General features: G+C 63.1%; 22 protein-coding genes, 1 tRNA gene and 1 pseudogene. 15 read left to right on the top strand and 9 right to left on the bottom strand.

Annotated elements, in window-relative coordinates; all coding sequences use genetic code 11:
* Positions 1-124 precede the first annotated feature (124 nt).
* On the bottom strand, positions 125-1,012 hold the full coding sequence (locus tag V7E26_RS13530) for an N-formylglutamate amidohydrolase (RefSeq protein WP_324416648.1): 888 nt from the start codon (positions 1,010-1,012) through the stop codon (positions 125-127).
* A gap of 320 nt (positions 1,013-1,332) precedes the next feature.
* On the opposite strand from V7E26_RS13530, the gene cpdR reads away from it, so the two are divergent.
* The gene (cpdR, locus tag V7E26_RS13525) at positions 1,333-1,692 is read left to right on the top strand and encodes a cell cycle two-component system response regulator CpdR (protein WP_074823489.1); all 360 of its coding nucleotides are present in this window, start codon (positions 1,333-1,335) and stop codon (positions 1,690-1,692) included.
* Positions 1,693-1,796: 104 nt separating this feature from the next.
* Positions 1,797-1,871: transfer RNA gene (locus tag V7E26_RS13520), tRNA-Val, on the top strand.
* A 145-nt stretch (positions 1,872-2,016) separates the two neighbouring features.
* Here the strand turns inward: V7E26_RS13520 and V7E26_RS13515 are convergent.
* From V7E26_RS13515 to V7E26_RS13495, 5 genes are all read right to left on the bottom strand, one after another.
* Positions 2,017-3,393, bottom strand: coding sequence for an MBL fold metallo-hydrolase (locus V7E26_RS13515; RefSeq protein ID WP_324416642.1), 1,377 nt, complete (start codon positions 3,391-3,393; stop codon positions 2,017-2,019).
* Between the two features lie 11 nt (positions 3,394-3,404).
* Positions 3,405-5,207 carry a S8 family peptidase gene (locus tag V7E26_RS13510; protein WP_324416640.1) on the bottom strand — a complete coding sequence of 601 codons (1,803 nt, stop codon included), beginning with the start codon at positions 5,205-5,207 and terminating at the stop codon, positions 3,405-3,407.
* On the bottom strand, positions 5,155-5,346 hold the full coding sequence (locus tag V7E26_RS13505; protein WP_324416638.1) for a hypothetical protein: 192 nt from the start codon (positions 5,344-5,346) through the stop codon (positions 5,155-5,157). Before V7E26_RS13505 ends, V7E26_RS13510 begins: the two co-directional genes overlap by 53 nt.
* Before the next feature lie 3 nt (positions 5,347-5,349).
* Positions 5,350-6,486, bottom strand: a complete 1,137-nt coding sequence (locus V7E26_RS13500; RefSeq protein WP_324416636.1) for a patatin-like phospholipase family protein — start codon at positions 6,484-6,486, stop codon at positions 5,350-5,352.
* A gap of 360 nt (positions 6,487-6,846) precedes the next feature.
* The gene (locus tag V7E26_RS13495) at positions 6,847-8,616 is read right to left on the bottom strand and encodes an FAD-dependent oxidoreductase (RefSeq protein WP_324416635.1); all 1,770 of its coding nucleotides are present in this window, start codon (positions 8,614-8,616) and stop codon (positions 6,847-6,849) included.
* Positions 8,617-8,798: 182 nt separating this feature from the next.
* Between V7E26_RS13495 and V7E26_RS13490 the strand changes: the two genes are divergently transcribed.
* Entirely contained in the window at positions 8,799-9,278 is a 480-nt protein-coding gene (locus tag V7E26_RS13490) for a hypothetical protein (RefSeq protein WP_324416633.1), read from the top strand.
* Positions 9,279-9,425: 147 nt separating this feature from the next.
* Here V7E26_RS13490 and V7E26_RS13485 read toward each other — a convergent pair whose 3' ends face one another.
* Positions 9,426-9,917 (bottom strand): hypothetical protein, encoded by a 492-nt coding sequence (locus tag V7E26_RS13485; RefSeq protein ID WP_324416631.1) that lies wholly within the window; start codon positions 9,915-9,917, stop codon positions 9,426-9,428.
* 210 nt (positions 9,918-10,127) lie between these two features.
* Entirely contained in the window at positions 10,128-10,535 is a 408-nt protein-coding gene (locus V7E26_RS13480) for a GFA family protein (RefSeq protein WP_324416629.1), read from the bottom strand.
* Positions 10,536-10,740: 205 nt separating this feature from the next.
* Between V7E26_RS13480 and V7E26_RS13475 the strand changes: the two genes are divergently transcribed.
* The 6 genes from V7E26_RS13475 to V7E26_RS13450 all read left to right on the top strand — a co-directional run bounded on the left by V7E26_RS13475 (position 10,741) and on the right by V7E26_RS13450 (position 15,217).
* Complete coding sequence (locus tag V7E26_RS13475; RefSeq protein ID WP_324416627.1) at positions 10,741-11,079, top strand: DUF1330 domain-containing protein; 339 nt, start codon at positions 10,741-10,743, stop codon at positions 11,077-11,079.
* A 179-nt stretch (positions 11,080-11,258) separates the two neighbouring features.
* Positions 11,259-12,320 carry an amidohydrolase family protein gene (locus V7E26_RS13470; protein WP_324416625.1) on the top strand — a complete coding sequence of 354 codons (1,062 nt, stop codon included), beginning with the start codon at positions 11,259-11,261 and terminating at the stop codon, positions 12,318-12,320.
* A 25-nt stretch (positions 12,321-12,345) separates the two neighbouring features.
* Positions 12,346-13,458: an amidohydrolase family protein gene (locus V7E26_RS13465; protein WP_324416623.1), complete on the top strand. Its 1,113-nt coding sequence runs from the start codon at positions 12,346-12,348 to the stop codon at positions 13,456-13,458.
* Between the two features lie 60 nt (positions 13,459-13,518).
* On the top strand, positions 13,519-13,746 hold the full coding sequence (locus V7E26_RS13460) for a hexameric tyrosine-coordinated heme protein (protein ID WP_324416621.1): 228 nt from the start codon (positions 13,519-13,521) through the stop codon (positions 13,744-13,746).
* A gap of 37 nt (positions 13,747-13,783) precedes the next feature.
* Entirely contained in the window at positions 13,784-14,197 is a 414-nt protein-coding gene (locus tag V7E26_RS13455; RefSeq protein ID WP_324416619.1) for a Rieske (2Fe-2S) protein, read from the top strand.
* 45 nt (positions 14,198-14,242) lie between these two features.
* Positions 14,243-15,217: a quinone oxidoreductase family protein gene (locus V7E26_RS13450; protein ID WP_324416617.1), complete on the top strand. Its 975-nt coding sequence runs from the start codon at positions 14,243-14,245 to the stop codon at positions 15,215-15,217.
* An 8-nt stretch (positions 15,218-15,225) separates the two neighbouring features.
* Here V7E26_RS13450 and V7E26_RS13445 read toward each other — a convergent pair whose 3' ends face one another.
* Complete coding sequence (locus V7E26_RS13445) at positions 15,226-15,834, bottom strand: TetR/AcrR family transcriptional regulator (RefSeq protein WP_324416615.1); 609 nt, start codon at positions 15,832-15,834, stop codon at positions 15,226-15,228.
* 103 nt (positions 15,835-15,937) lie between these two features.
* On the opposite strand from V7E26_RS13445, the gene V7E26_RS13440 reads away from it, so the two are divergent.
* The 6 genes and pseudogenes from V7E26_RS13440 (at position 15,938) to V7E26_RS13415 (ending at position 20,426) form a co-directional block, all read left to right on the top strand.
* Positions 15,938-16,633: a PspA/IM30 family protein gene (locus tag V7E26_RS13440; protein ID WP_324416613.1), complete on the top strand. Its 696-nt coding sequence runs from the start codon at positions 15,938-15,940 to the stop codon at positions 16,631-16,633.
* A 42-nt stretch (positions 16,634-16,675) separates the two neighbouring features.
* A pseudogene (locus tag V7E26_RS13435) lies at positions 16,676-16,952 on the top strand (YiaA/YiaB family inner membrane protein).
* Between the two features lie 130 nt (positions 16,953-17,082).
* Positions 17,083-17,481, top strand: a complete 399-nt coding sequence (locus V7E26_RS13430; protein ID WP_324416611.1) for a hypothetical protein — start codon at positions 17,083-17,085, stop codon at positions 17,479-17,481.
* Positions 17,482-17,692: 211 nt separating this feature from the next.
* Positions 17,693-17,971, top strand: a complete 279-nt coding sequence (locus V7E26_RS13425; protein WP_324416609.1) for a YiaA/YiaB family inner membrane protein — start codon at positions 17,693-17,695, stop codon at positions 17,969-17,971.
* A gap of 209 nt (positions 17,972-18,180) precedes the next feature.
* Entirely contained in the window at positions 18,181-19,230 is a 1,050-nt protein-coding gene (locus V7E26_RS13420) for a hypothetical protein (protein ID WP_324416607.1), read from the top strand.
* Positions 19,227-20,426 carry a hypothetical protein gene (locus V7E26_RS13415; RefSeq protein WP_324416605.1) on the top strand — a complete coding sequence of 400 codons (1,200 nt, stop codon included), beginning with the start codon at positions 19,227-19,229 and terminating at the stop codon, positions 20,424-20,426. The genes V7E26_RS13420 and V7E26_RS13415 overlap by 4 nt, the downstream gene beginning before the upstream one ends.
* Positions 20,427-20,515 lie beyond the last annotated feature (89 nt).

The following is a 20,515-nucleotide window of genomic DNA, read 5'->3' as shown; positions in this document are numbered from 1 at the left end:
ACCCTTCTTTGCATGGGGTTGATTTCAAGATTTTTTGATTCGGCCCTGCGGCCCGCGGCCCAGGGTGACCAAAGGACGCACGTGAACGCGTTGGCCGAGACGATGCGGCTGATCGGTCTGGCAGCTACTCCGCCGCCGCCTGGAACGGACCGAGATCGCCGAACGGAACCTGCGCGAGTGCGTCCGCCAGCTTGATGAAGTCGGCGCCCACCTGCGCAAAGCGCGGGCTGCGCTCGCGCCGCCGCTCGTCCATGTAGATCGCGCGGTTGAGCTCGAGCTGCACGGCGTGCAGCCCGCTGGCGGGGTTGCCGTAATGCTCGGTGATGAAGCCGCCGGCATAGGGCTTGTTGCGCCCGGTCGAGTAGCCGAGCTTGCTCATGACCTCCTCGACGACGTCGGGCAACAGGCTCGCGCAACTGGTGCCGTAGCGGTCGCCGATCACGATATCGGGCCGCCGCGGCTCGTCCCTGGACACCCCGACCGACGGCATCGAATGGCAGTCGACCAGGATCACGGTGCCGAAGGCCTGATGGGCCTTGTTGATCAGCCGTCGCAGCGCGCGGTGATAGGGCTTGTAGAGCGCCTCGATCCGTCCCAGCGCCTCGTCGACCGAAAGCCGCTCGCGATAGATCTCCTGGCCGTCGCCGACCACCCGCGGGATGGTGCCGAGGCCGCCGGCCACCCGCATCGAGCGGGTATTGGCAAAGCTCGGCAGGCGCCCGGTGAACATGCGCGGATCGAGTTCATAGGGCTCCCGGTTCACGTCGACATAGGAGCGGGGGAAATTGACCCGGACGGTCGGGAAGCCCTGCGCGCTCAGATCGGCGATCAGTTCGTCCATGAACGAATCCTCGGAGCGGCGCAGCGCCGCGAGGTCGATCCGGGATGCGTTGAGAAATTCGAGCGGGTAGACCGAGCCCGAATGGGGCGAGTTGAAGATGATCGGCGCCCGCCAGTGCTCCGGCTCCACGATCTCGAACGGCGGCGACAGCTCGCCATCAAACTGGGTCATCGTCGGGCGCCGTCCCTTGTCCACATTTCCCTTCCGGGGCGATCGATCATCCGATCGATTCGGCCGGCGGCGGGCAGGTTTTGTAAGGATGCATTGTCCGTAATCGTAATCATTCTGCCAAGCGAAAAAAGGCCGCGGTTCGCCCGGAAGTCGTCGCAAACGCCCGAAAAGCGCCGCCTTGTTTGCCTCCTGATACGGGGCGCTACGGAAATAGCGCCGCCCCCGATTGCCAGACGTCGTTACCTTTCACCCGAAATTTACCCTCTGTCGGGCTTAGTGGGCGCAATGATCCTCCAAGCCGGGCTCGACGACTGACCGCCATGCACAAGATCCTTCTCGCCGAAGACGACAACGACATGCGCCGCTTCCTCGTCAAGGCGCTGGAAAACGCCGGGTTTCAGGTCTCGCCCCACGACAACGGCCTGTCGGCCTATCAGCGGCTGCGCGAGGAGCCGTTCGAGATGCTGCTGACCGATATCGTGATGCCGGAAATGGACGGCATCGAGCTGGCGCGCCGCGCCTCGGAACTCGACCCCGACATCAAGATCATGTTCATCACCGGCTTTGCCGCCGTCGCCCTGAATTCCGATTCGGAGGCGCCCAAGAACGCCAAGGTGCTGGCCAAGCCGGTCCACCTGCGCGAGCTGGTCAGCGAAGTGAACAAGATGCTGGCGGCCTGATTCGGCCGCCATTTCCGTCAAGATCGCTCCAGAAATTTACGTGCCTGCATCCTTGCAGGGGCGCTTTGGAGCCGATATACGGACCCCACCCGAGTTGGACTCCAGGGCACGTAGCTCAGCGGGAGAGCACTACCTTGACATGGTAGGGGTCACAGGTTCGATCCCTGTCGTGCCCACCATCCTTCGCTCGCGAAGCGAGCGCAAGGATGCCGCGCCGTAGCCCAACGGGCGAAGGCGGGCTGTGCATCGCGAGCTTCGGCTTGGCAAGCCACACTCCGTAGTGTCGTAGCGAAGCAGGCGAAGGCTGCCGCGCCGGCGCGTGCGTCACGGGGACGGCTCGGCGAGCTTTGGCCAGGCCGCCGCAAGAGGATCGCCCAAATCGATGATATGCGGCTCCGCCTTGTCGACAATTCTCAATTTCTTCTTGAAGCCGGGATTGGCATCGAAAAACGCCACCAGACCGTGATCTTCCGGCGACCATTCCTCGCGCACCTCGCCCTTTCCGCTCTTCTTCCTGCGCGCGATCTGCTTGTTGCGCTCCTTGTTCCAGTCTGCTTCGCGCAGCCGGTCTATGTCCGGCAAAGGATAAGTCAGATGGATCGCGTAATTCTCGTCCTTTCGCGCCTTCAGCAGCATCTCCAGGCTTTCCCGTTCGGGGTTTCCGTGTTCGCCGTCGCCCGAGAATACATAGTGCCTGGCGATGATCCGCTCGAAGAAATCCTCGTCGAGGTTGTTGGAACTGCCGTGATGCGGCACCTTGAGGAGATCGATCTCGATCGTCGTGTTGTCACCCTGGCCGAGCTTGCCCGCCAATTGCAGCCCTTCCAGAATTTTGTCGCCCCTCGCGTCCCCGGTCAGCAGCATGCGCTTCTTGTCCGCCTCCACGAGCACGACGATGCTCGAGAGATTGGGAACGGATTTGTCGACATAGGCGGCGAGGGCCTCCTCGGGCGTCTTGCCCTGTTTCTTGAGATCCTCGAGCCATTTCTGGTGATCCTTGTGCAGGGCTTGAATCTCTTCAAGCATGGGACCGATCACAGTGACGTCCAGCGTGTCGGCTATCGTGGTCGGCGCCTTGCCCTGTGCCGCGACGATGAGTTCGCCGCCGAATTCCGTGTTGCGGCCATAACCCAGCCGATCGGCATCCTTTCTGAGCCGAAAGCCCTGTGCGATGCTGGCAAGCACCTTCAAGGAACTGCCGACCACCTCCGCGTCCGCTGCCTCGTTGCCTCCGGGGTTCTTGTCGATGAATATCTCTTCCACGCTGCCGACCTTTTCGTCGGACAAGTCGACCGTGCCGGTGCTCGCCTCGGTCTTGAACGTCGCATTGACCTTCGCCGTCAATTCTGCCGGCTGACTGCCGATGATCTCGTCGAAACTGTTGTGCCACAGACTGAAGACATTCAGCATGAGCGGCCTGTGCGCAGCCGCATTGGCGATCTCTTCCTTGGTCAAATCCAGAATTCCCTGGATGTGATCGTCGTCCACATGACTGATCATCAGAACGTCGACCGGCAGCGGATCGTTCTTCTTGATCTCGCGCGCCTCGCGGATCTTCATCAATCTCGGTTTCAGATGCGGCGAATAGACCGCCTTGGGTCCGCCGTCGATCATGACGAGGCCGGGCTCCTGCTTGGTGCCGAAGTGCAGCAGCAGGCAATCGCCCTTGCGCGCCCGCCGGACGTCCAGACTGAAGATCATGGCAAGCCTCCTCAAATACTCTGAAAAGCCCTGAGCACGTCGAGCAGCCCGCTGCCCTGAAAACTGCGTTCGCGACCGAGGTCGGTCGCGGTTTCGCACAATATCTTCTTGATCTTGCGCGGCTGCTTGATGAATTCCGGATAACGCGCCATCAGCATCGCGGCGGCGCCGCTGACGTGCGGGGCTGCCATGCTCGTGCCATCGAGATCGCCCCAGCCGTCCCGGAACGGACCGTGGATGCGCTCGCCCGGTGCAACGAGATCGGGCTTCAATCTCCCATCGCCGGTCGGACCGCGGCTCGAGAAAAAGCTGACGCCGTAGGTATGCGGCAGTGATCGATGCGTCGATCCGACCGTGATCACGCCGTCCGCATTTCCGGGATCGGTGATGCTGAACGCCGCATAGCTTTCGAACGCGCCATCGGTCGTCGTAAAGCTCTGATATCCGTAGTTTCCGGCGGCGGCCACCACTACCACGCCACTTTCGACGAGATGCTCGCACTCATCGCAAATCGGCGTTCGGCCGCAGGCGTAATTTCGCACATCGTGCTTGATCGACAGACTGAGGTTTGCTCCGTGAACGGAGATATAGTCGTTCCGCTCGTTCAAATGCCTGATGTACTGCAAGGCGGCGATGATCGCGAACTCGGTATCTTTCTCGTCGCTGTTTGGCGACAGCACCCTGAAATCGTACAGTTGAATATCCGGACACATTCCGTTGAGCCTGTCTTCTTCCGGAATCGACTTGTTTCGCTTTTGAGGCGCCCTGGCGCCAATGATGCCCGCGACGTGCGTGCCATGATCGCTCACCGATGGACGTGTATCGATCTTGATTTCGATGAACGGTTCGACCAATTCCCAATGAATCGGGCGTTGCGCCCTTGCGTCCTGGGACAGTTCAACGAGGTATGAGATCAGCTTGTCGCCGGCCTGCTTCAGTTTCTGGCCTTCAGGCAGAAGTTCCTTGAGCTTGGTCTTTTGTGTTTCGGAATCGGCGTTTTTGCCAAAGATCCTGAGATTGTCGAGGTTGACGATCCTGCGAAAGTTGCTGAAATCGAAACTGGCAACGACCCTGGATTCCTTCCCGGCTGCGTCCTTGAAGCAAACGTGATCGCCCTGAATCCCGGAATCGATGACGGCCCACGCGATCTTGGCGCAATCGACAGTGAAGAGCAGGCGGGCGGCGTCCGCCTTGACTGAAGGGACGGATTGAGCGACGGCCATGTCGGCGCGCCGATTGAGTGAGACCTGATAGACCAGCGATCCTGTCCACGGCTTGCGCCGGTCTGCGTCGTCCTGTTGCTGGCGAGAGAGAATCTCGGAAAACAACCTGGTCAGCAGGGCTGCAATGTCGCTTTTTCCTGCCTTGATCGCGGCGACCAGTTCTGCCGGCTTTGCATCCGGTCCGATCGTGGTGGTTTGGGCCGCCCAGAGAATAATGCCGGCGAGCGCCGCATAGCGATCGAGTGCGGTCAGCCGTCCTTCGGATTTCCTGACTGCCTTGGGGTTGCTCCAGTCTTCCGCCATTTGCTGAACTGTATCCAGAACGGCGTTGATGCGCTGACTGCCGGTTGTGGCCTGCAGATAAACCGCCATATCGCTTTTGATGCGTGGGCTGCTCCACCAACTCGTCGTCGGAACGATGACGCGCAGCACCTCGTCAAAGTACAGCCGGGCGGCGACGACACCCTGCAAATAGGCGATTTGTCGGGACTCCCGCCCACTCTCCTTGCGCGCCTGTCGATCTTGCTCGACTTCGTCATCAATCCAGTTTGCGACGGTGGCCGCAGTCTTCGTCTTGTGCGGCGTAATCAACAGTTCCTGCGGTCCGGGTTTCGCTCGCAAAGGCAATCCAGACGTCGCCCAAGATCGGCGAGTCCTGCAGTTGGCGGCGGTCACCGGTCGGTCCAAGCAGGATGTAATCGGCCAGGAGTCTGGGAATGTGCGCCGTCATGGCTCAGACCCTTGACGCGGGAAAGGGAAAACCGGCAGGCGCTGGAGGCGCAGGCTGCAGATGTTTCCGGACCGCGGCGTCGCACACCGCATAGCCCCAATTGATCAATCGCTCCTGCAATTGATCGCCCATCGCCTGCAGGCGCGTGGGCGTTTCGGCGAGCCGCATGGTCGCGTCGAACGGACAAGGCAAGGCATCTGCCAGCCCGTAATCGAGCACGTTGGTCCGAATTCCCCAGTAGGCTCCCGAACGAGTATGTTGTTTGAAGGAATCGATCACCTGGCGCTTCCGCAGGGATCGCACCTGGTTATCGACGAGATCGAGCACGCGATAGGCATGATTGCCCCAATCGGCTTTCGGACTTTCCTCGGGCTGCAGCTTTCCGCCGGCGTCGCTTACGAGGATGGTGCGGTAGCGCTTCCACGTGGTTTCGAGACCCAGATTGTCGTAGACGCCGCCATCGGCGAGAATGACTTTCGTCGTGAACGGAGGCCGCTGCAGGTCGGATCCTGACCCGGGCGTGAATGCGCTATCGTTCAGCTCGATCTCGACCGGAGACAGCACCGGCGGAAACGCGGAGGAAGCTGCAACGGCTTGCGACAGTCTGATGGTGGGTTTCACGACCTCGCCGACCCGGTAGTCGCGCATGTACGGCTTGGAAAAGCGCCACAATGCGCCGGACTGCACGCTGGTCGCATTGATGACAAAACGCGGCTGGTCCGGAAGATCCTGCAGCGTCGCCGAACCGAACAGGTACTTCTCATAGGCTGCGACGACGCGGTCGCTCACGCGTCCGGGCAGCACCAGGCCCAGGATGACGGCCTTGACATCGATGGTCGTTCGTCCGAGCGCCCGCAGCGGTTCGACAAATTCCTGGCGAAAGAGCTGCATGTTCGCCGTCTGGCTGCCCGCCAGCCTGTTCCATTTGAGGGCAAGCAGGCCTGCGGTGATCGAGCCGCCGGAAACGCTCGATATGCGATCCACCCTCTGCAGGATGCCTGTTTCATAGAGGCGCCAAAGCACGCCGATATGAAAAATCATCGCGCGGTAGCCTCCGCCCGACAGGCAGAGTGCGATGCCGTCCTGCGGGCCACCCGTGTCCGCTTCGTCGCCAATGGCGTGTACGGGGTCGTCTACCATCGAAGTCCGCCCTCGGGTTGCTGCGGTCCGGCGCCATCGAAAGGACGCCGCCGCAGGCGGTCGCCGCCGGTCATGCGTTGCGGTTCGAGGGATGCGTCGTCCGGCTCCAGGGGTGGCAAAGTGTTGCGGAATCCCGCGCGCTTGCACCGTCGCATGCCGGATGAGATCGCGTGGCTATGTGTATGCGGAAGGAGCATGGAATACCTGCCCCACTACCAACTGAAATGGTACGCGGTTGTATCGATAAACAATAATTCCTTTGATTGAGCGCCATGAAGGGTTGATTGTCAATGTGGTGTCTCACACATTTCGTCCGGAATTTTTGCCGTCACATGACGCAGTTCGGCCGCTGGCGGAGCTTCAGCTCTCGTCGTGTCGTTCTCGTCGGCTCCCGCCGATCGGGCCGTTCATCGCGTGAGCCTCGGAAGCACCTGCAGCGAGATGTTTCCCCGCGATGTAGCCGAACGTCAGCGCCGGCCCCAGCGTGATGCCGGCGCCGGGATAGTTGCCGCCCATGATGCTCGCCATGTCGTTGCCGGCGGCATAGAGGCCCGGGATTGGCTGGCCGTGTTCATCCAGCGCACGCGCATGTTCATCGGTCTTGATGCCGGCGTAGGTGCCGAGATCGCCGACCACCAGCTTGATCGCATAGAACGGTCCGTCCTTGATTGACGCGATGCAGGGGTTCGGGCCGTGCAGCGCATCGCCCTGATAGCGGTTGTAGGCGCGCGATCCCTTGCCGAAGGCGGGATCGCGTCCTTCCGCGGCTGACGCGTTGAACTCCTCGACCGTCGCCGCGAGCCCTTGTGGATCGACGCCGGTGCGGTCGGCGAGTTCGGCAAGCGTGGTGCCGCGCTTGAGATAGCCGGTGGCGAGATGATGGCGCAGCGGCATCGGAAACGGCGGCACGCATCCGAGGCCATATCTCCGGAGCGCGCGGTGGTCGCAGACCAGGAACGCCGTGACCTCTTCGCCCGGCTTTGCCGCCTTCACCATCGCTTGCACGAAATCGTGGTAGGAATTGCCTTCATTGGCAAAGCGCCTGCCGTCGCGCAGCACCGCGATGACGCCGGGTTTGGCGCGGTCGATGAAATGCGGCATCACGCCCTTGGAGCCGTCCTTGCGCTCGGTGATCGAGACCGGCACCCAGGCCGCGGCATGCGGCAGCGTATCCTCGACGCCGCCGCCGGCGGCTTCCGCCAGACGCAGGCCGTCACCGGTGTTGCCGACGGGGCCGGGTGAGAAGTGCTCGGCGCCGCTGGGCGCGTGCGGGAACATCGCCTTGCGCCGTGCGATATCGTGCGGAAAGCCGCCGCAGGCGAGCACGACGCCGCGCCTGGTATCGACGCGGATCAGCCTGCCCTGGCGTTCGATGACCGCGCCGCGCACCGCGCCGTCCTCGACGATCAGTTCATGCACGGGTGACGACAGCCACAGCGGAATGTTCAGGTCGAACGCGGATTTCGCCAGACGTCCGGCCAGCGCATTGCCGTTGGTCAGCGTCATGCCGCGGCCGTGGCGCAAGACGTCCATCGCATGCTTCGACAGGCGCTTTGCGACATAGATCGCCGACGTCAGCGATCTGGTCGCGCGCATGAAATGGACGATGTCCTTGCCGGAGCCCAGCATCATGCCGAACACCGTGAGTTCGGGCAGGGCGCTGCCGATATCCTTGACGTGGCTGCCGAGTTCACGGCCGTCGAACGGGCGCGTCACCATCGAGCGGCCGCCCTGCGCGCCGCCGGGCGCTTCGGCATGATAATCCGGAAACGTCAGCGGCATGTCGAAGCGCACCGCCGTCTTGCTGGTGAAGAAGTCGACCGCTTTCGGTCCCTCGCTCAGGAACGCGTCGACGCGCGCGGCGTCGAAACTGTTGCCGGCTTCGTGCCGCAGATAGGTCTTTGCCTGTTCGGGGCTTTCCTCGATGCCCCACGCCTTCGCCAGCGAGGTGCCGGGAATCCACAGCCAGCCGCCGGAGCGTGCGGTGGTGCCGCCGAAGCGCGGCTCTTTCTCGGCGACGAGAACATCGAGGCCGTGGTGCCCGGCGGTGACCGCGGCCGACAGGCCGCCGCATCCCGATCCGACCACCAGCACGTCGCATTGGTAGGTTTCCTGTTCGCCGCCCGTCACGCGTTGCGCCTCATTCTCGTTTCAACGCAGGCATTTGGATGGGGATCGAGCGGCCTGTCAATCGCGCGGCTACTCCCTTCTCACACGGGATCCGGATGATCTAGATCAAAGTGGTGGCTCGGATGCGAAATAGGCTGGCAAACGGGGGCAGACATTTAAAACGATCTCAGGAGGGGAATGCCATGCAGAGGTATGCATTAGCCTTGCTCATCGTTGCTTCTCCAGTTTCTGCATTTGCAGCCGAACTGCCAAAGGAAGGCAACTTCGACTTCAATTCCTGCTGGTCCGGCGTTAGCAGCGTGATCACGTTCTCCAAGACCCACACGGCAAACAGTTATGAAATGACGGGTACTAACCGCAGCAATCCTCCCGGAGGCATATTTGATAAGAGTACTTTTCGCTGCGTAGGGATGAATGCCTCGCTTGATGGGAAGATCACGGGGTCCAACGTATGTGAGTCAATCGATCCGGACGGCGAAAAGCGACTTACATCTTTTTCGACTGCCGATGGAAAAGTAACGAGGACGAACGTTGCAGGAACTGGAAAATACGAAGGGATGGTCACAACAGGCACGGTCGAGCTGCTCGGGCCGTTCCCGGTCATCAAAGAGGGAATGTTTCAGGGCTGCAATCATCAGGTCGGGACGTACAAACTAAAGTGATGCTTCTGCGAGTAGCCGTCTCCAAGGCATCTGTGGTGGCGGTTACTCGACAGCGCTGTGCACCGACAGGCATGCCTGGTCGCCACCTTCTCCCTCAAGAGGAGAAGGAAGAGGGGCTACGTTGCAATGAAGTAGCTCAGCGCTCCCTCAATTCCCGGTCTCGAACGAACATTCAGCGCCGCCGCCGGCCTTTTGCTTGATCTCGGCCGGATCGATCGTGCAGTTGAGCTTCGACAGGCTTTCGGACACTGAGCCGGCGGCGCCGTCGGCGGGAATGCCGGCCATGGCTTGCGTGGCAAAGATCTCGTTCGCGCGCCGTCCGCTGATGGTCTGCTTGGCGCCCTTAAAGGTCAGCTCGCAGGAGCGGGCGGTGATGTCGACATTGCTGACCCGGCAGACGATCCTGTCGGCGGTGACCGCAATCTTCCTGGCGTAGCGCACGCCGCTTTGTCCGACGAAGAACGCCGAGACGGCTTCGCGCTCGTCCGAGGTCACTAGCGGCGAATAGAGCGCCACGATGCCGGCAAGTGCCAGCGCGGCCTGTCCGTTGGCCGTTGCGGAAGCCGCCGATGCACCCGTTGCACTCCATGCGAGCAGCGAGATGGCAAGAACCGCAAGTCTGCCGGATTTCAAGTGCATTTCATTCCCCGTACGACGCCCCATCGCAGACATTTGGGTGCGGATGGCCTGGCCTGTCAATCGGGGTCGTTCTTGCTTCTCCCCTTTGTCAGCCTGACGCTCGTGAGCGGAAAGATTGCGGACATTGCGAAACCGCCGCGATGGGCGAATAGCAGGCTCTGCCTCCGGCGTCGGTTATCGAGTAAGCGGTATCTTGCCGCTTTGATCGATCTAAGGCTGCTTTTCGAACTTTCGGATCGACCCGACGTGCGTGACCCATGGCTGAGCGGAGCGAGACCACCACTGTGTATGGGGGACGATCTGGTCGCGTTGACGAATGGAGCCTATGCGGATGGCGTAAACCTTGGGGCCTGCTCCGGCCGCGGCCGCGTAGATATGCGTGCCGCATTCGGGGCAAAACGCCTGTGGCCTCTCGTTTCCGCTTTCGGCGGTCTTGACGTAGATTTTAGGTTCGCCCGAGAGCAACCTGAAAGCGTTTTCCCGCGTGAAGGCGTGCACGCGGAACGCGGAGCCGGAGAACGTCTGGCAGTCAGTGCAATTGCAGAGCAGGGTCTTGTCCGGCTCGATCTCGGCTTCGAAGGTGATGTATCCGCAGTGACAACGCCCGTCGATTTTCATGGCGCCTACCCCCTTGTCGCATCGTTCACCCGGTGAAATTTAGCGGTTCTTCGGAGTGGCTGATAGGTCTGAAATGGGTCAGACTGCGAAGAACTCAACGTGAGCAAATCCAGTCCGCGATACCCACTGACCGGACCTCGACCGGCGGCATGGTCGTCAAGCCCAGGACTTGCATGGTTTGGAAACACACCCGTGGGAGCGAACAATGCCTGCTTACATGATTGCCCTGAACAGGGGCGTACATGATCGACAAAAACTCGAGGACTATTGGAAGGCAGCGGGCCCAACCTTTGAGGGCCGCGGCGCAAAGTTCCTGTCCGTCTACACCCCGCTCACGCCACTTGAGTCGGTGGGGCGGCTTGAAGGTGTCGTGCTGATCGAGTTTCCCGATGTGGCGGCAGCCAAGGCCTGGTACGAAAGTCCGGCATATCAAAAGGCAAAGCAGCATAGGGACGGCGCCGCGGATGCCGAGTTTTTCATCATCGATGGCGGCGTGGTCCCCCTTGAAGATCGTCTGCCGCACATCAAGAAACGGCAGCCTTAGTCCATTCCGCTTCTGGCCTTGATGGACTTTCAATTTCTCTTCTTCCGAGAAGGGACGTGCACCGTGCATCCAGGGCAGGGCGGCCCGTCAGTAAAGCGCTTGCGCCGCCACCATATCGGCGGCACAGTTGCCGGCGCGGCAGCAAGACCGCCACGAAAACGGTAGTCCGAGGAACCTCCATGGCGGCCACGCGGATCGATTGCGACATTCATCCGGCCGTGGGCGGCACCCGCACCACGCTGTTGCCCTATCTCAGCGATCACTGGAAGGAGCAGGTCGTCAGCCGCGCGATCGACGGCCTCGATCTCAATTCCTATCCGCCCAACATGCCGTTTACCGGCCGCGCCGACTGGCGGCCGGCGAGCGGCAAGCCGGGCAGCGACCTCAAGATGGTGCAGCGCGGCGCGTTCGACCAGCTCGGGTCGAGTCACGCGATCTGCAACGTTATCTATGGCGGGCAGGCGGTGTTCGATTGCTACATGGCGGCGGACTTCTGCAAGGCGATCAACGACTGGATTGCAGCCGAATGGCTGTCAAAAGATCCGCGGCTCAGCGCCTCGATCGTCGTGCCGATGCAGGCGCCGGATCTCGCTGTCGAAGAAATCGAGCGCCGCGCCGCCGACAACCGCTTCGTCTCCGTGCTGGTGCTGGCGCAGGGCGAGACGCTGCTCGGACGGCGGCACTACTGGCCGGTCTGGCAGGCCGCCGCGAAGCACAAGCTGCCGGTCGCGATCCACGCCGGCAGCGCCTACCGCGCCGCGCCGAGCTCGATCGGCTGGCCGTCCTATCGCTACGAATACTATCTCGCCGAAGCGCAGGCGTTTCAGGCCCAGCTCCTGAGCCTGGTCTATGAGGGCGTGTTCGGCAAATTCCCCGATCTCAAGGTCGTGCTGATGGAATCCGGCGTGAGCTGGCTGCCGGCCTTCATGTGGCGCGCCAACAAGACCTGGCGCGGCGTGCGCGTCGAGGTGCCCTGGGTCGAGCGCGAGCCGGCCGCGATCATCCGCGACCACGTCCGCGTCACCATGCAGCCGTTTGATGGCCCGCCGGATGCCGCAGGGATTGCCGACGTCATCGAGCAGATCGGCTCCGACAGGATGTTCCTGTTTGCATCTGATTATCCGCACTGGCAGTTCGATGGCGACGATCCGATGCCGCCGCACCTGCCTGCCGCCATCGTCTCGCGGATGTGCGTCGACAACCCGCTTGAAACCTTTCCGCGGCTGAAGCTCGCCGCATGAGTTCTGGAAATCGAAGGAGGATCGCATGAGTGACGTCATCGACCGCCCCATCCTTGCCGAGGAAGCCGCCGCGAAAAGCCGGCTGCGCATCATCGATTGCGACGTGCATCCGAGCATTCACGCGCATGCCGATGTCGAACAGTTCATGCCGAAGCGCTGGCAAGAGCATTTGCGCACCTATGGCAGCCATCTGCGCACGCCCTATATCGGCACCACGCCGTATCCGCGCTCCTCGCCGCTGATCGCGCGGCGCGATGCCTGGCCGCCGACCGGCGGGCCTCCGGGCTCCGATCTCGATTTCATGCGCAAGCAGCACCTCGATCCGCTCGACATCGAATACGGCATCCTGCAGGTGCTCGACCTCTTCATCTTCTCGCAGCAGAACCTCGAATTCGGCGCCGCGGTCCAGCGCGCCATCAACGACTGGCAGCTCGCGTTCTGGTCCGACCGCGACCCGCGGCTGAAGGCCTCGATCCTCGCCGGACAGGACGACACGGAATTGGCGATCGCCGAGATCGAGCGCTGCGCCAGGATCGGCCGCTACGTGCAGATCAACGTCTGCCCGCGCGCCAACGAGCCGCTCGGCCGCCGCCGCTACTGGCCGATCTATGCCCGCGCGCAGGAGCTCGGCCTGCCGCTCGGCATCCATGTCGGCGGTTACGGCGGGCATGCGCCGACCGGCGGCGGCTGGCCGTCCTATTATGTCGAGGAGCACCAGTCGAACGCGCACACCATGGCGGCGCAACTCACGAGCCTCGTGCTCGAAGGCGTGCCCGAGAGATTCCCGAACCTGAAGATCGTCTTCATCGAAGGCGGCTTCGGCTGGATTCCGTCGACCACCTGGCGGATGGACCGCCATTTCGACGCCTTCCGCAGCGAGGTGCCGCATCTCAAGCGCCGGCCCTCCGAATATGTGAAGCAGCATTTCTGGTTCACGACGCAGCCGATCGACGAGCCCGACGAGGGCAAGCATCTGCGTTCGCTGATCGAATGGGTCGGCGTCGATCGCCTGCTGTTCTCGTCGGACTACCCGCACTGGGATTTCGACGATCCGCGCTACGCCTTCAAGACGCCGCTGACGGAGGCCGAGCGCCGCAAGATCTTCAACGACAACGCGCGCGGGGTGTACGGGTTTTAGCCCCGGTTGTCAGGGAATCGTCAGCAAGATGCAGGTGTACGGATATCGAGGAGAGAAATCATGAGCGACGTTTGGCTTGCTTCGTTGAAAACCGACACACCGCAGGCGGGCTTCGAACTCGCGGTCAAGCTGTCGCGCATGGGCGTCAAGCTGATCCAGCCTTCCGACGAGGTCAGATCGAGCCTGCGCACTGCCTATGATCACGACACCGCGCAGCTCATCGCCTCGTCGCATGTCATCGCCGTGCATTTCCAGACGGTCGCGGCGGCGAACAATTGGTGGCGCTAGTTGCGGCGCCGAGCGCGAACAGCGAGGCGGTAGCCGCATGACCCGTCATATCGTCGCCCGCACGTCGGATATCCCGCCCGGCGGCAACAAGGTGTTCGGCGTCGAGGGCCGCGACATCGTCGTGTTCCACGTCAACGGCGAATTCTTCGCGCTGCTCAACCGCTGCCCGCATGAAGGCGCGCCGCTGGAAAAGGCCGCCTGCGTGGCGCGGCTGACCTCGCCGGAGCCCGGGGTCTACGAGCGCTCGCGCGTCGGCGAACTGCTGCGCTGCCCCTGGCACGGCTGGGAGTTCGACATGCGCAACGGCCAGTCCTGGTTCGACCCGAAGCGCGTCAAGGTGCGCTCCTATCCGGTCGCGGTCGAAAGCGGCGAGGAACTGCAGAAGGGGCCATACGTCGCCGAGACGTTTCAGGTCCATGTCGAGGACAGTTACGTCATCATCGAGACCTGAGGCGTCCACGAAGCCTCCCACCATCCCACGCAAAGGAGCAATGCCATGACGCACGCCATTCGCTTTCACAAAACCGGCGGTCCCGAGGTTCTGGTCTGGGAGGAAGTCGCGGTCGGAAAGCCCGGTCCGGGCGAGGCGCGCATCCGCCACACCGCGGTCGGACTGAACTTCGTCGATATCTATAATCGCTCCGGCGTCTATCCGGCCCAATTGCCGAGCGGCCTCGGCGGCGAGGCGGCCGGCGTGGTCGAGGAGGTCGGAGCAGGCGTTACCGATCTCAAGCCGGGTGACCGCATTGCCTATGGCAATGCGCCGATCGGCGCCTATTCGGAAGCGCGGCTGATCCCGGCTGATCGCCTGCTCAAGCTGCCCGACGGCATCGACGACAAGACGGCGGCGGCGATGATGCTGAAAGGCCTGACGACGCAGTACCTGATCCGTCAGGTCTACCGGGTCAAGGCGGGAGACACGATCCTGCTGCACGCCGCGGCGGGCGGCGTCGGCCTCATCCTCGGCCAGTGGGCGAAGCATCTCGGCGCGACCGTCATCGGAACCGTCGGCAGCGACGAAAAGGCAAAGCTCGCCAAGGCGCACGGCTGCGCCCACACCATCGTCTATACGCGCGAGGATTTCGTCAAACGCGTCGACGAGATCACCGGCGGCAAAAAAGTGCCGGTCGTGTACGATTCCGTCGGCAAGGATACGTTCCTGAAATCGCTGGACTGCCTGGCGCCGACGGGCGTCGCCGCGCTGTTCGGGCAATCTTCCGGCGGCGTCGAACCGCTCAACCTCGGCCTGCTGGCGCAGAAGGGATCGCTGTTCGTCACCCGCCCGACGCTCAACACCTATGCCGCCAAACGCGACAACCTCGTCGCGATGGCGAACGAACTGTTCGATGTGGTGAAATCAGGCGCGGTCAGGATCGAGGTGCACCAGAGCTATCCGTTGAAGGACGCGGCGAAGGCGCACGCCGACCTCGCCGCGCGCAAGACCACGGGGTCGACGGTCCTGACCGTGTGACGCCGATATCAGGCAGCGTTCGCCGTCAGCCCATCGACCATCGCGCGCACGATCGCGGCGATCTCCGCGCGCAGCGCTTCGAGCGGCACCGCGATCAGCTTCTGCTCGAGCCCGAGCAGCACCATGCCGTGAACGGCCGAAAAAAGACTGCGCGCGGTTACGCCGAGTTCATCCGGCGTCCGCTTCGGAAACAGTTCTGCAAGCGGACGGTAGATGTGGCGGAACAGATTCATCTGCTCGCTGACAGCCCATTCCGGCACCGGCTTGCCCGGCGCCATGCGGTGCTCGAACAGCGCGCGCCACAGCTCGATATTCTCGGCGGCGAAATCGCAATAGGCGACGGCGATGCGCACCAGCGTCTCGCGCGGGGAGGCGGGGCCATCGGCCTCGGCTGATGTCAGGGCGGCATCGAGCCGCGCCAGCGTGTGCGAGCCCACCCGCAGGATCAGTTCGTCGACATCCTCGACGAGGTTGTAGACCGCGCCGTTGGCGACGCCGATATCGCGCGCCAGATCGCGGGTTTTCAGGCCGGCCAGCCCTCCTGCGGCAATCCGTCGCTCCCCCGCCGCGATCAGCGATTCCCGGTTTTTGGCCCGTCTCTCCAATGCTTTAGACATCATTACCCAATCTTGAGCGACGCTCAAAATAATTCTTGAGCAACGCTCATTCCGTTGCTACAAACCATCTCATGAGCAGTGCTCATAACACAGGGAGCTGAAAATGTTCAAAACTGTTTTGACGCTTTTCCGGGGCAGCGTGGCTATCGCGGGTGAAGAACTGGAAGACCGCGCGGCGCTGCTCATTCTCGACCAGCAGATGCGCGATGCCGCCGCGGCGGTGGACCGCTCCAAGCGCTCGCTGGCGCTGGCGATCGCCGGCGACCAGCAGGAGGGCCGCCGCCTCGAGGCCACCAACGCCCGCATCGCCGACCTCGAAGTCCGCGCCACCGCGGCGCTCGACGGCGGCCGGGAAGACCTCGCCCGCGAGGCGGCGCAGGCGATTGCCAATCTCGAAGCCGACCGCGACGCCGCGATGACCGCGCGGACGCTGTTCGCGACCGAGATCACCCGCATGAAGCGCCAGGTCGCCAATGCCGAGGCACGGATCACCGAACTCGATCGCGGTCGCCGGATCGCGCGCGCAGCCGAGGCGGTTCGTGCGCTGCGCCGTGGCGGCATCGAGGCGGCGCGCCCCTACGAATCCACGCTGCCGGAAGCGGAGAACACGTTGAAGCGGCTGCGCGAGCGGCAGGTCGAGGCCCAGGCCGCGGCCGATGCCCTGATCGAACTCGATGCCGCCAGCGGCCCGCTGGCGACCGCCGAAAAGCTCGCCGAACAGGGCTTTGGCCCTCGCATGAAATCGACCGCTGATGACGTGCTCGCGCGGCTGAATGCCAAGCGCACGCAAGCCGCCTGAAACTGAACTCGATCGATCAACCCAACTCAACAGGAGATTGTCATGAACCAGAACGTCCAACCCCCATAGTGGTGCCTGGGTTACCTTCACCTACGCTTCGTTCTCGGCCTCGGCCTTCATGGTCGCCGTCGGCGTGTTCTTCCTGCCGCTCGATCTCTGGGTCAAGGGCTACCTCGCCATGGGCATCGTGATGCTGGTGCAGTCCTGCGTCACCCTGACCAAGACCGTGCGCGACATGCACGAGAGCGGCAAACTGGTGAACCGCATCGAGGACGCCAAGGCCGAGCGGTTGCTGATGGAAGTGCACAAGGCCGCCTGATTTCAAGAGCCGGTTGATTGCAGGGGCCGCGTTGCCTGTGGCGCGGTGCCGGCAAGGACGGGCGGCGGATGTCTCAGCACCCGTCGTCCGTAACCGGGAAGCAACCGACACATGGCAAAGGATGATTTCGATGAAGCGAGCGTTCGTATTCCTGGTGCTGGCGCCGGTGGCGGTGTTCTTCACGGTCTTGCTCATGGGCGCCGCGATAGTGGGGGCGAGATATCTCGACTTCGCAGCGCTCGTGGCCTTGGTTCTATCCATCTTCGCCTTGCCGATGTCAGTGGTCGGCTGGATCACGGATGAATTTCTCGGCCGCGCCCTTCCGGTCTCTCTGCGCATGTGCCTGACCGCGCTGGTCGGAGCGACGGTGACTGCGGCGGAGGTTCTCGCCGTGTTCAGCACCCTGTTTCCGTCGTCGATCATGATGCCGCTGGCGATCTGCGGCGCCATTCTCATGGCCGCGTCTTCGTTGTTGTCGAACGACTATAGCGGCGGGCCGCGACATGGCCTTGAGCCGGCCGGCGCGTGATAGGCCGGCGGCGCACCGTTCCTGTCATGATTCATTTGATGCCGCCGCTCAATGTATCGTTTACCCTGCCACAACCTGAAAGTGCTGGAGTCATCGCCCATTAACTGGCGCGGGCGCAGAAATCCCTTGCGGACGTGTTGGCGGTACCCGGAAGCAAGACGTCACGTCCGAAGGAGCCTTCATCGAATTTCATCACCAGCAGGATCGCGCCATGAATCAGACTGTCCCGCATCACAGCAACGCCTGGGTCACCTTCACCTACGCCTCGTTCGGAGCCTCGGCCTTCCTTGTCGCTCTCGGCGTCTACTTCCTGCCGGTCGATCTCTGGATCAAGGGCTACCTCGCCATGGGCATCGTGATGCTCATTCAGTCCTGCGTCACCCTGACCAAGACCGTGCGCGACGTGCATGAGAGCAGCCGGCTGGTGAACCGCATCGAGGACGCCAAGGCCGAACGGCTGTTGATGGAAGTTTCCAAGACCGCGGCCTGAGGCTGCCGGATTTCCAAAGCCGCGTAGCCTGTGATGCGGTGCTGGCGAAGGCGGACGGCGAATGTTCTGGCATTCGCCGTTTGCCTGTGCTGCGGCCGGTTTGACCCTGCCAATACATCGTTTACCCTGCCGCAAATCCCAACATGTCGCGCTCACGGCCCGTTAAGCGGGCCCGGCGCACCAATCCCGTCCTGTTACGGGCAGGTGGCATGGCGTCCTTCACGAACGGCAACTCGGCGATCCGTCACGGCCTGCGGCAGGTTCGCTCCGCGGCCGGCCGCCTCACCAGCTATGCCGCCTTCTGGCTGAAGGCATTTCGCCAGCCGGCCATCGATCTCACCTTGCGCACCCACACGGGATTGATCACGCGGATCGTCGAAAGTCCGGGATTGTCGCTTGCGCAGGACGATCTCGACCGACTGGTCGTTCAATTGCGCACCGTGGCCGGCAAGACGCTGCCGGCCGGCGACCTCACCTACGGCATCTTTTCCGGCGAGCGCGAGCGGCTGTCGCGCGCCATCGTCACGCTGGTCTTGGAGGAGGCGACCGGACGGCCGATCGCGTTCAATGCGCTGTCGGTGATGTCGGTCGAGCTTGATGGCGAGGTGGAAGAGGTCACCCATCTCGGTCTGGTGATGGTGGATCCCGACGCGCAGGGGCAGGGGCTGTCCTGGGTGCTGTACGGCCTGACCACGCTGGTGCTGTTCGCGCGCGACGGCCTGCGCCCGAAATGGATTTCGAATGTCACGCAGGTGCCGGCCGTGTTCGGCATGGTCTGCGACACCTTCTCGGACGTCTTCCCATCGCCGGACGCCACGGCACGCCGAAGCTTTGCGCATCTGCAACTGGCGCGGGGGATCATGCGCGAACATCGCGCGGTGTTCGGCGTCGGCGGCGAGGCCGGCTTCGACGAGGAGCGCTTCGTCATCACCGATGCCTATACCGGCGGCTCTGACGCGCTGAAGAAATCCTTCGACGTCGCGCCAAGACATCGCGAGGAGCACTATAACGCCTGGTGCGCGCGCGAGCTCGATTACGACAGGGGCGACGACGTCCTGCAACTCGGCCGCATCGATCTCGCCGGCGCCCGCCGCTACATCCAGCGCGACGTGCCGGCCGGCTCGCTGCCGGCGCTGCTTGCGGCCTCCGCCGTGCTGGCGTTGCAGCGGCTGATCCTGCCGGTGTTTCACTGGTTCGACGATACGCGCCCGTTCGGCAGCTTGCGGCCGCGGACGCCCGGAAACGGGAGCGGCAAATGACGCCGGGCATGATCGCCGATTCCATCGTCAATCTCTGCGGCGCGATCGGGCTCACGGTCGCCATGCTGACGCTGCACCGGCGCGATCCCAGGGGCCCGCTGACCCGGCGTCTTCTGATCGCGCTCGGCATTATCGCGCTGCTGTTCCTGGTGCGCGGCATGGCGTGGTGGAGCGGCAGCGAACTGCTCAACAATCTGTCGGCCATTCCAGCGGCGCTGATTCCGTTCGGCGCCCTGATCGTTACCGAAGGCATCCTGCGGCGGCACGCCCCGCGCGCCGCCAAGATCGCCATTCTCGCCGGCGGCATCGTGATCGGCCTTGCCGGCGCGGCTGGAATCAAACCCATTGTGACACCCGCCGCCATCCTGCTCGCTTTGTTCCAGCTCGGCGGCTTTGCCATCTGCGCCAGGCTGCTGGCGACGCGTGACCCGGCCACGCTGATGGCGTCGGAGAACCGCGGCATCGCGCGCCTCGCCGTCGGCGCCATCCTCGTCATTCCCTTCATCCTGACCGATTTCAGGGTGCTGATGCCGGATATCCCGGTCAGGCTCGGGGCGCTCGGCGCGCTGCTCGTCGTGACCGCGATCCTGATCGCGGAGCGCGGCGCCGAGACCCAGCGCCAGGCGCTGCTGTTGACGGTGTTGCGCCTCGCCAGTTCGGCGCTGCTGGGTATCGCCGCCGCCTTCGTCACAACCGACGTCGATGCGGCGCAGGTCATGCGATTCTGCGCCATTGCGATATCAGGCGTTCTCGCCATCGGCCTGATGGTGGACGCGCTACGCGCCCACTTTGAGTCGCAGGTGCCGGGTGTGCTCAACTCCGTGGCGACGTCGCCGGCGCAAACCCGCGATGCGCTGATCGCGGAACTTGCGCGTCATCCGATCTTCGAGAGCGCGCGGCGCTATCGAGAGGGTGAACTCCTGGCCTACGATCCCGCGCTGCTGCGCGACTTCCTGTCGACGCGGCGGGTGTTGCGCCGCCCCGATGCGCCATGGGGGATTGTTGCAGCCGATCCCGCCGTCGAGCGCCTGGTGTCGCTGATGAAGGCGAACCAGGCCACCCATGTGATCGTGCTGTCGCACGATCCGATCGACCTGCTGGTGCTGGCCGTTCCGGTCATATCGGCCGATCCCGCCACCGAAACCGCGCTGGCGCTGGTGCGTCGCCTGCTGGCGTCGGCCCGCGAGGCTGCGTGAAATTTAGCCGCGCAATTTTTCACACCCGATCTACGAAACGCGTTGCGGCTGTGATAACACCGCGCCGGTAGCGAATGTCACAGGCAGGG

The sequence above is a fragment of the Bradyrhizobium sp. genome (genome assembly GCF_036735945.1).
GTDB lineage: Bacteria > Pseudomonadota > Alphaproteobacteria > Rhizobiales > Xanthobacteraceae > Bradyrhizobium.
Note: the sequence above shows the minus strand (reverse complement) of the source record. Positions and strands in the feature narration are given on the sequence as shown.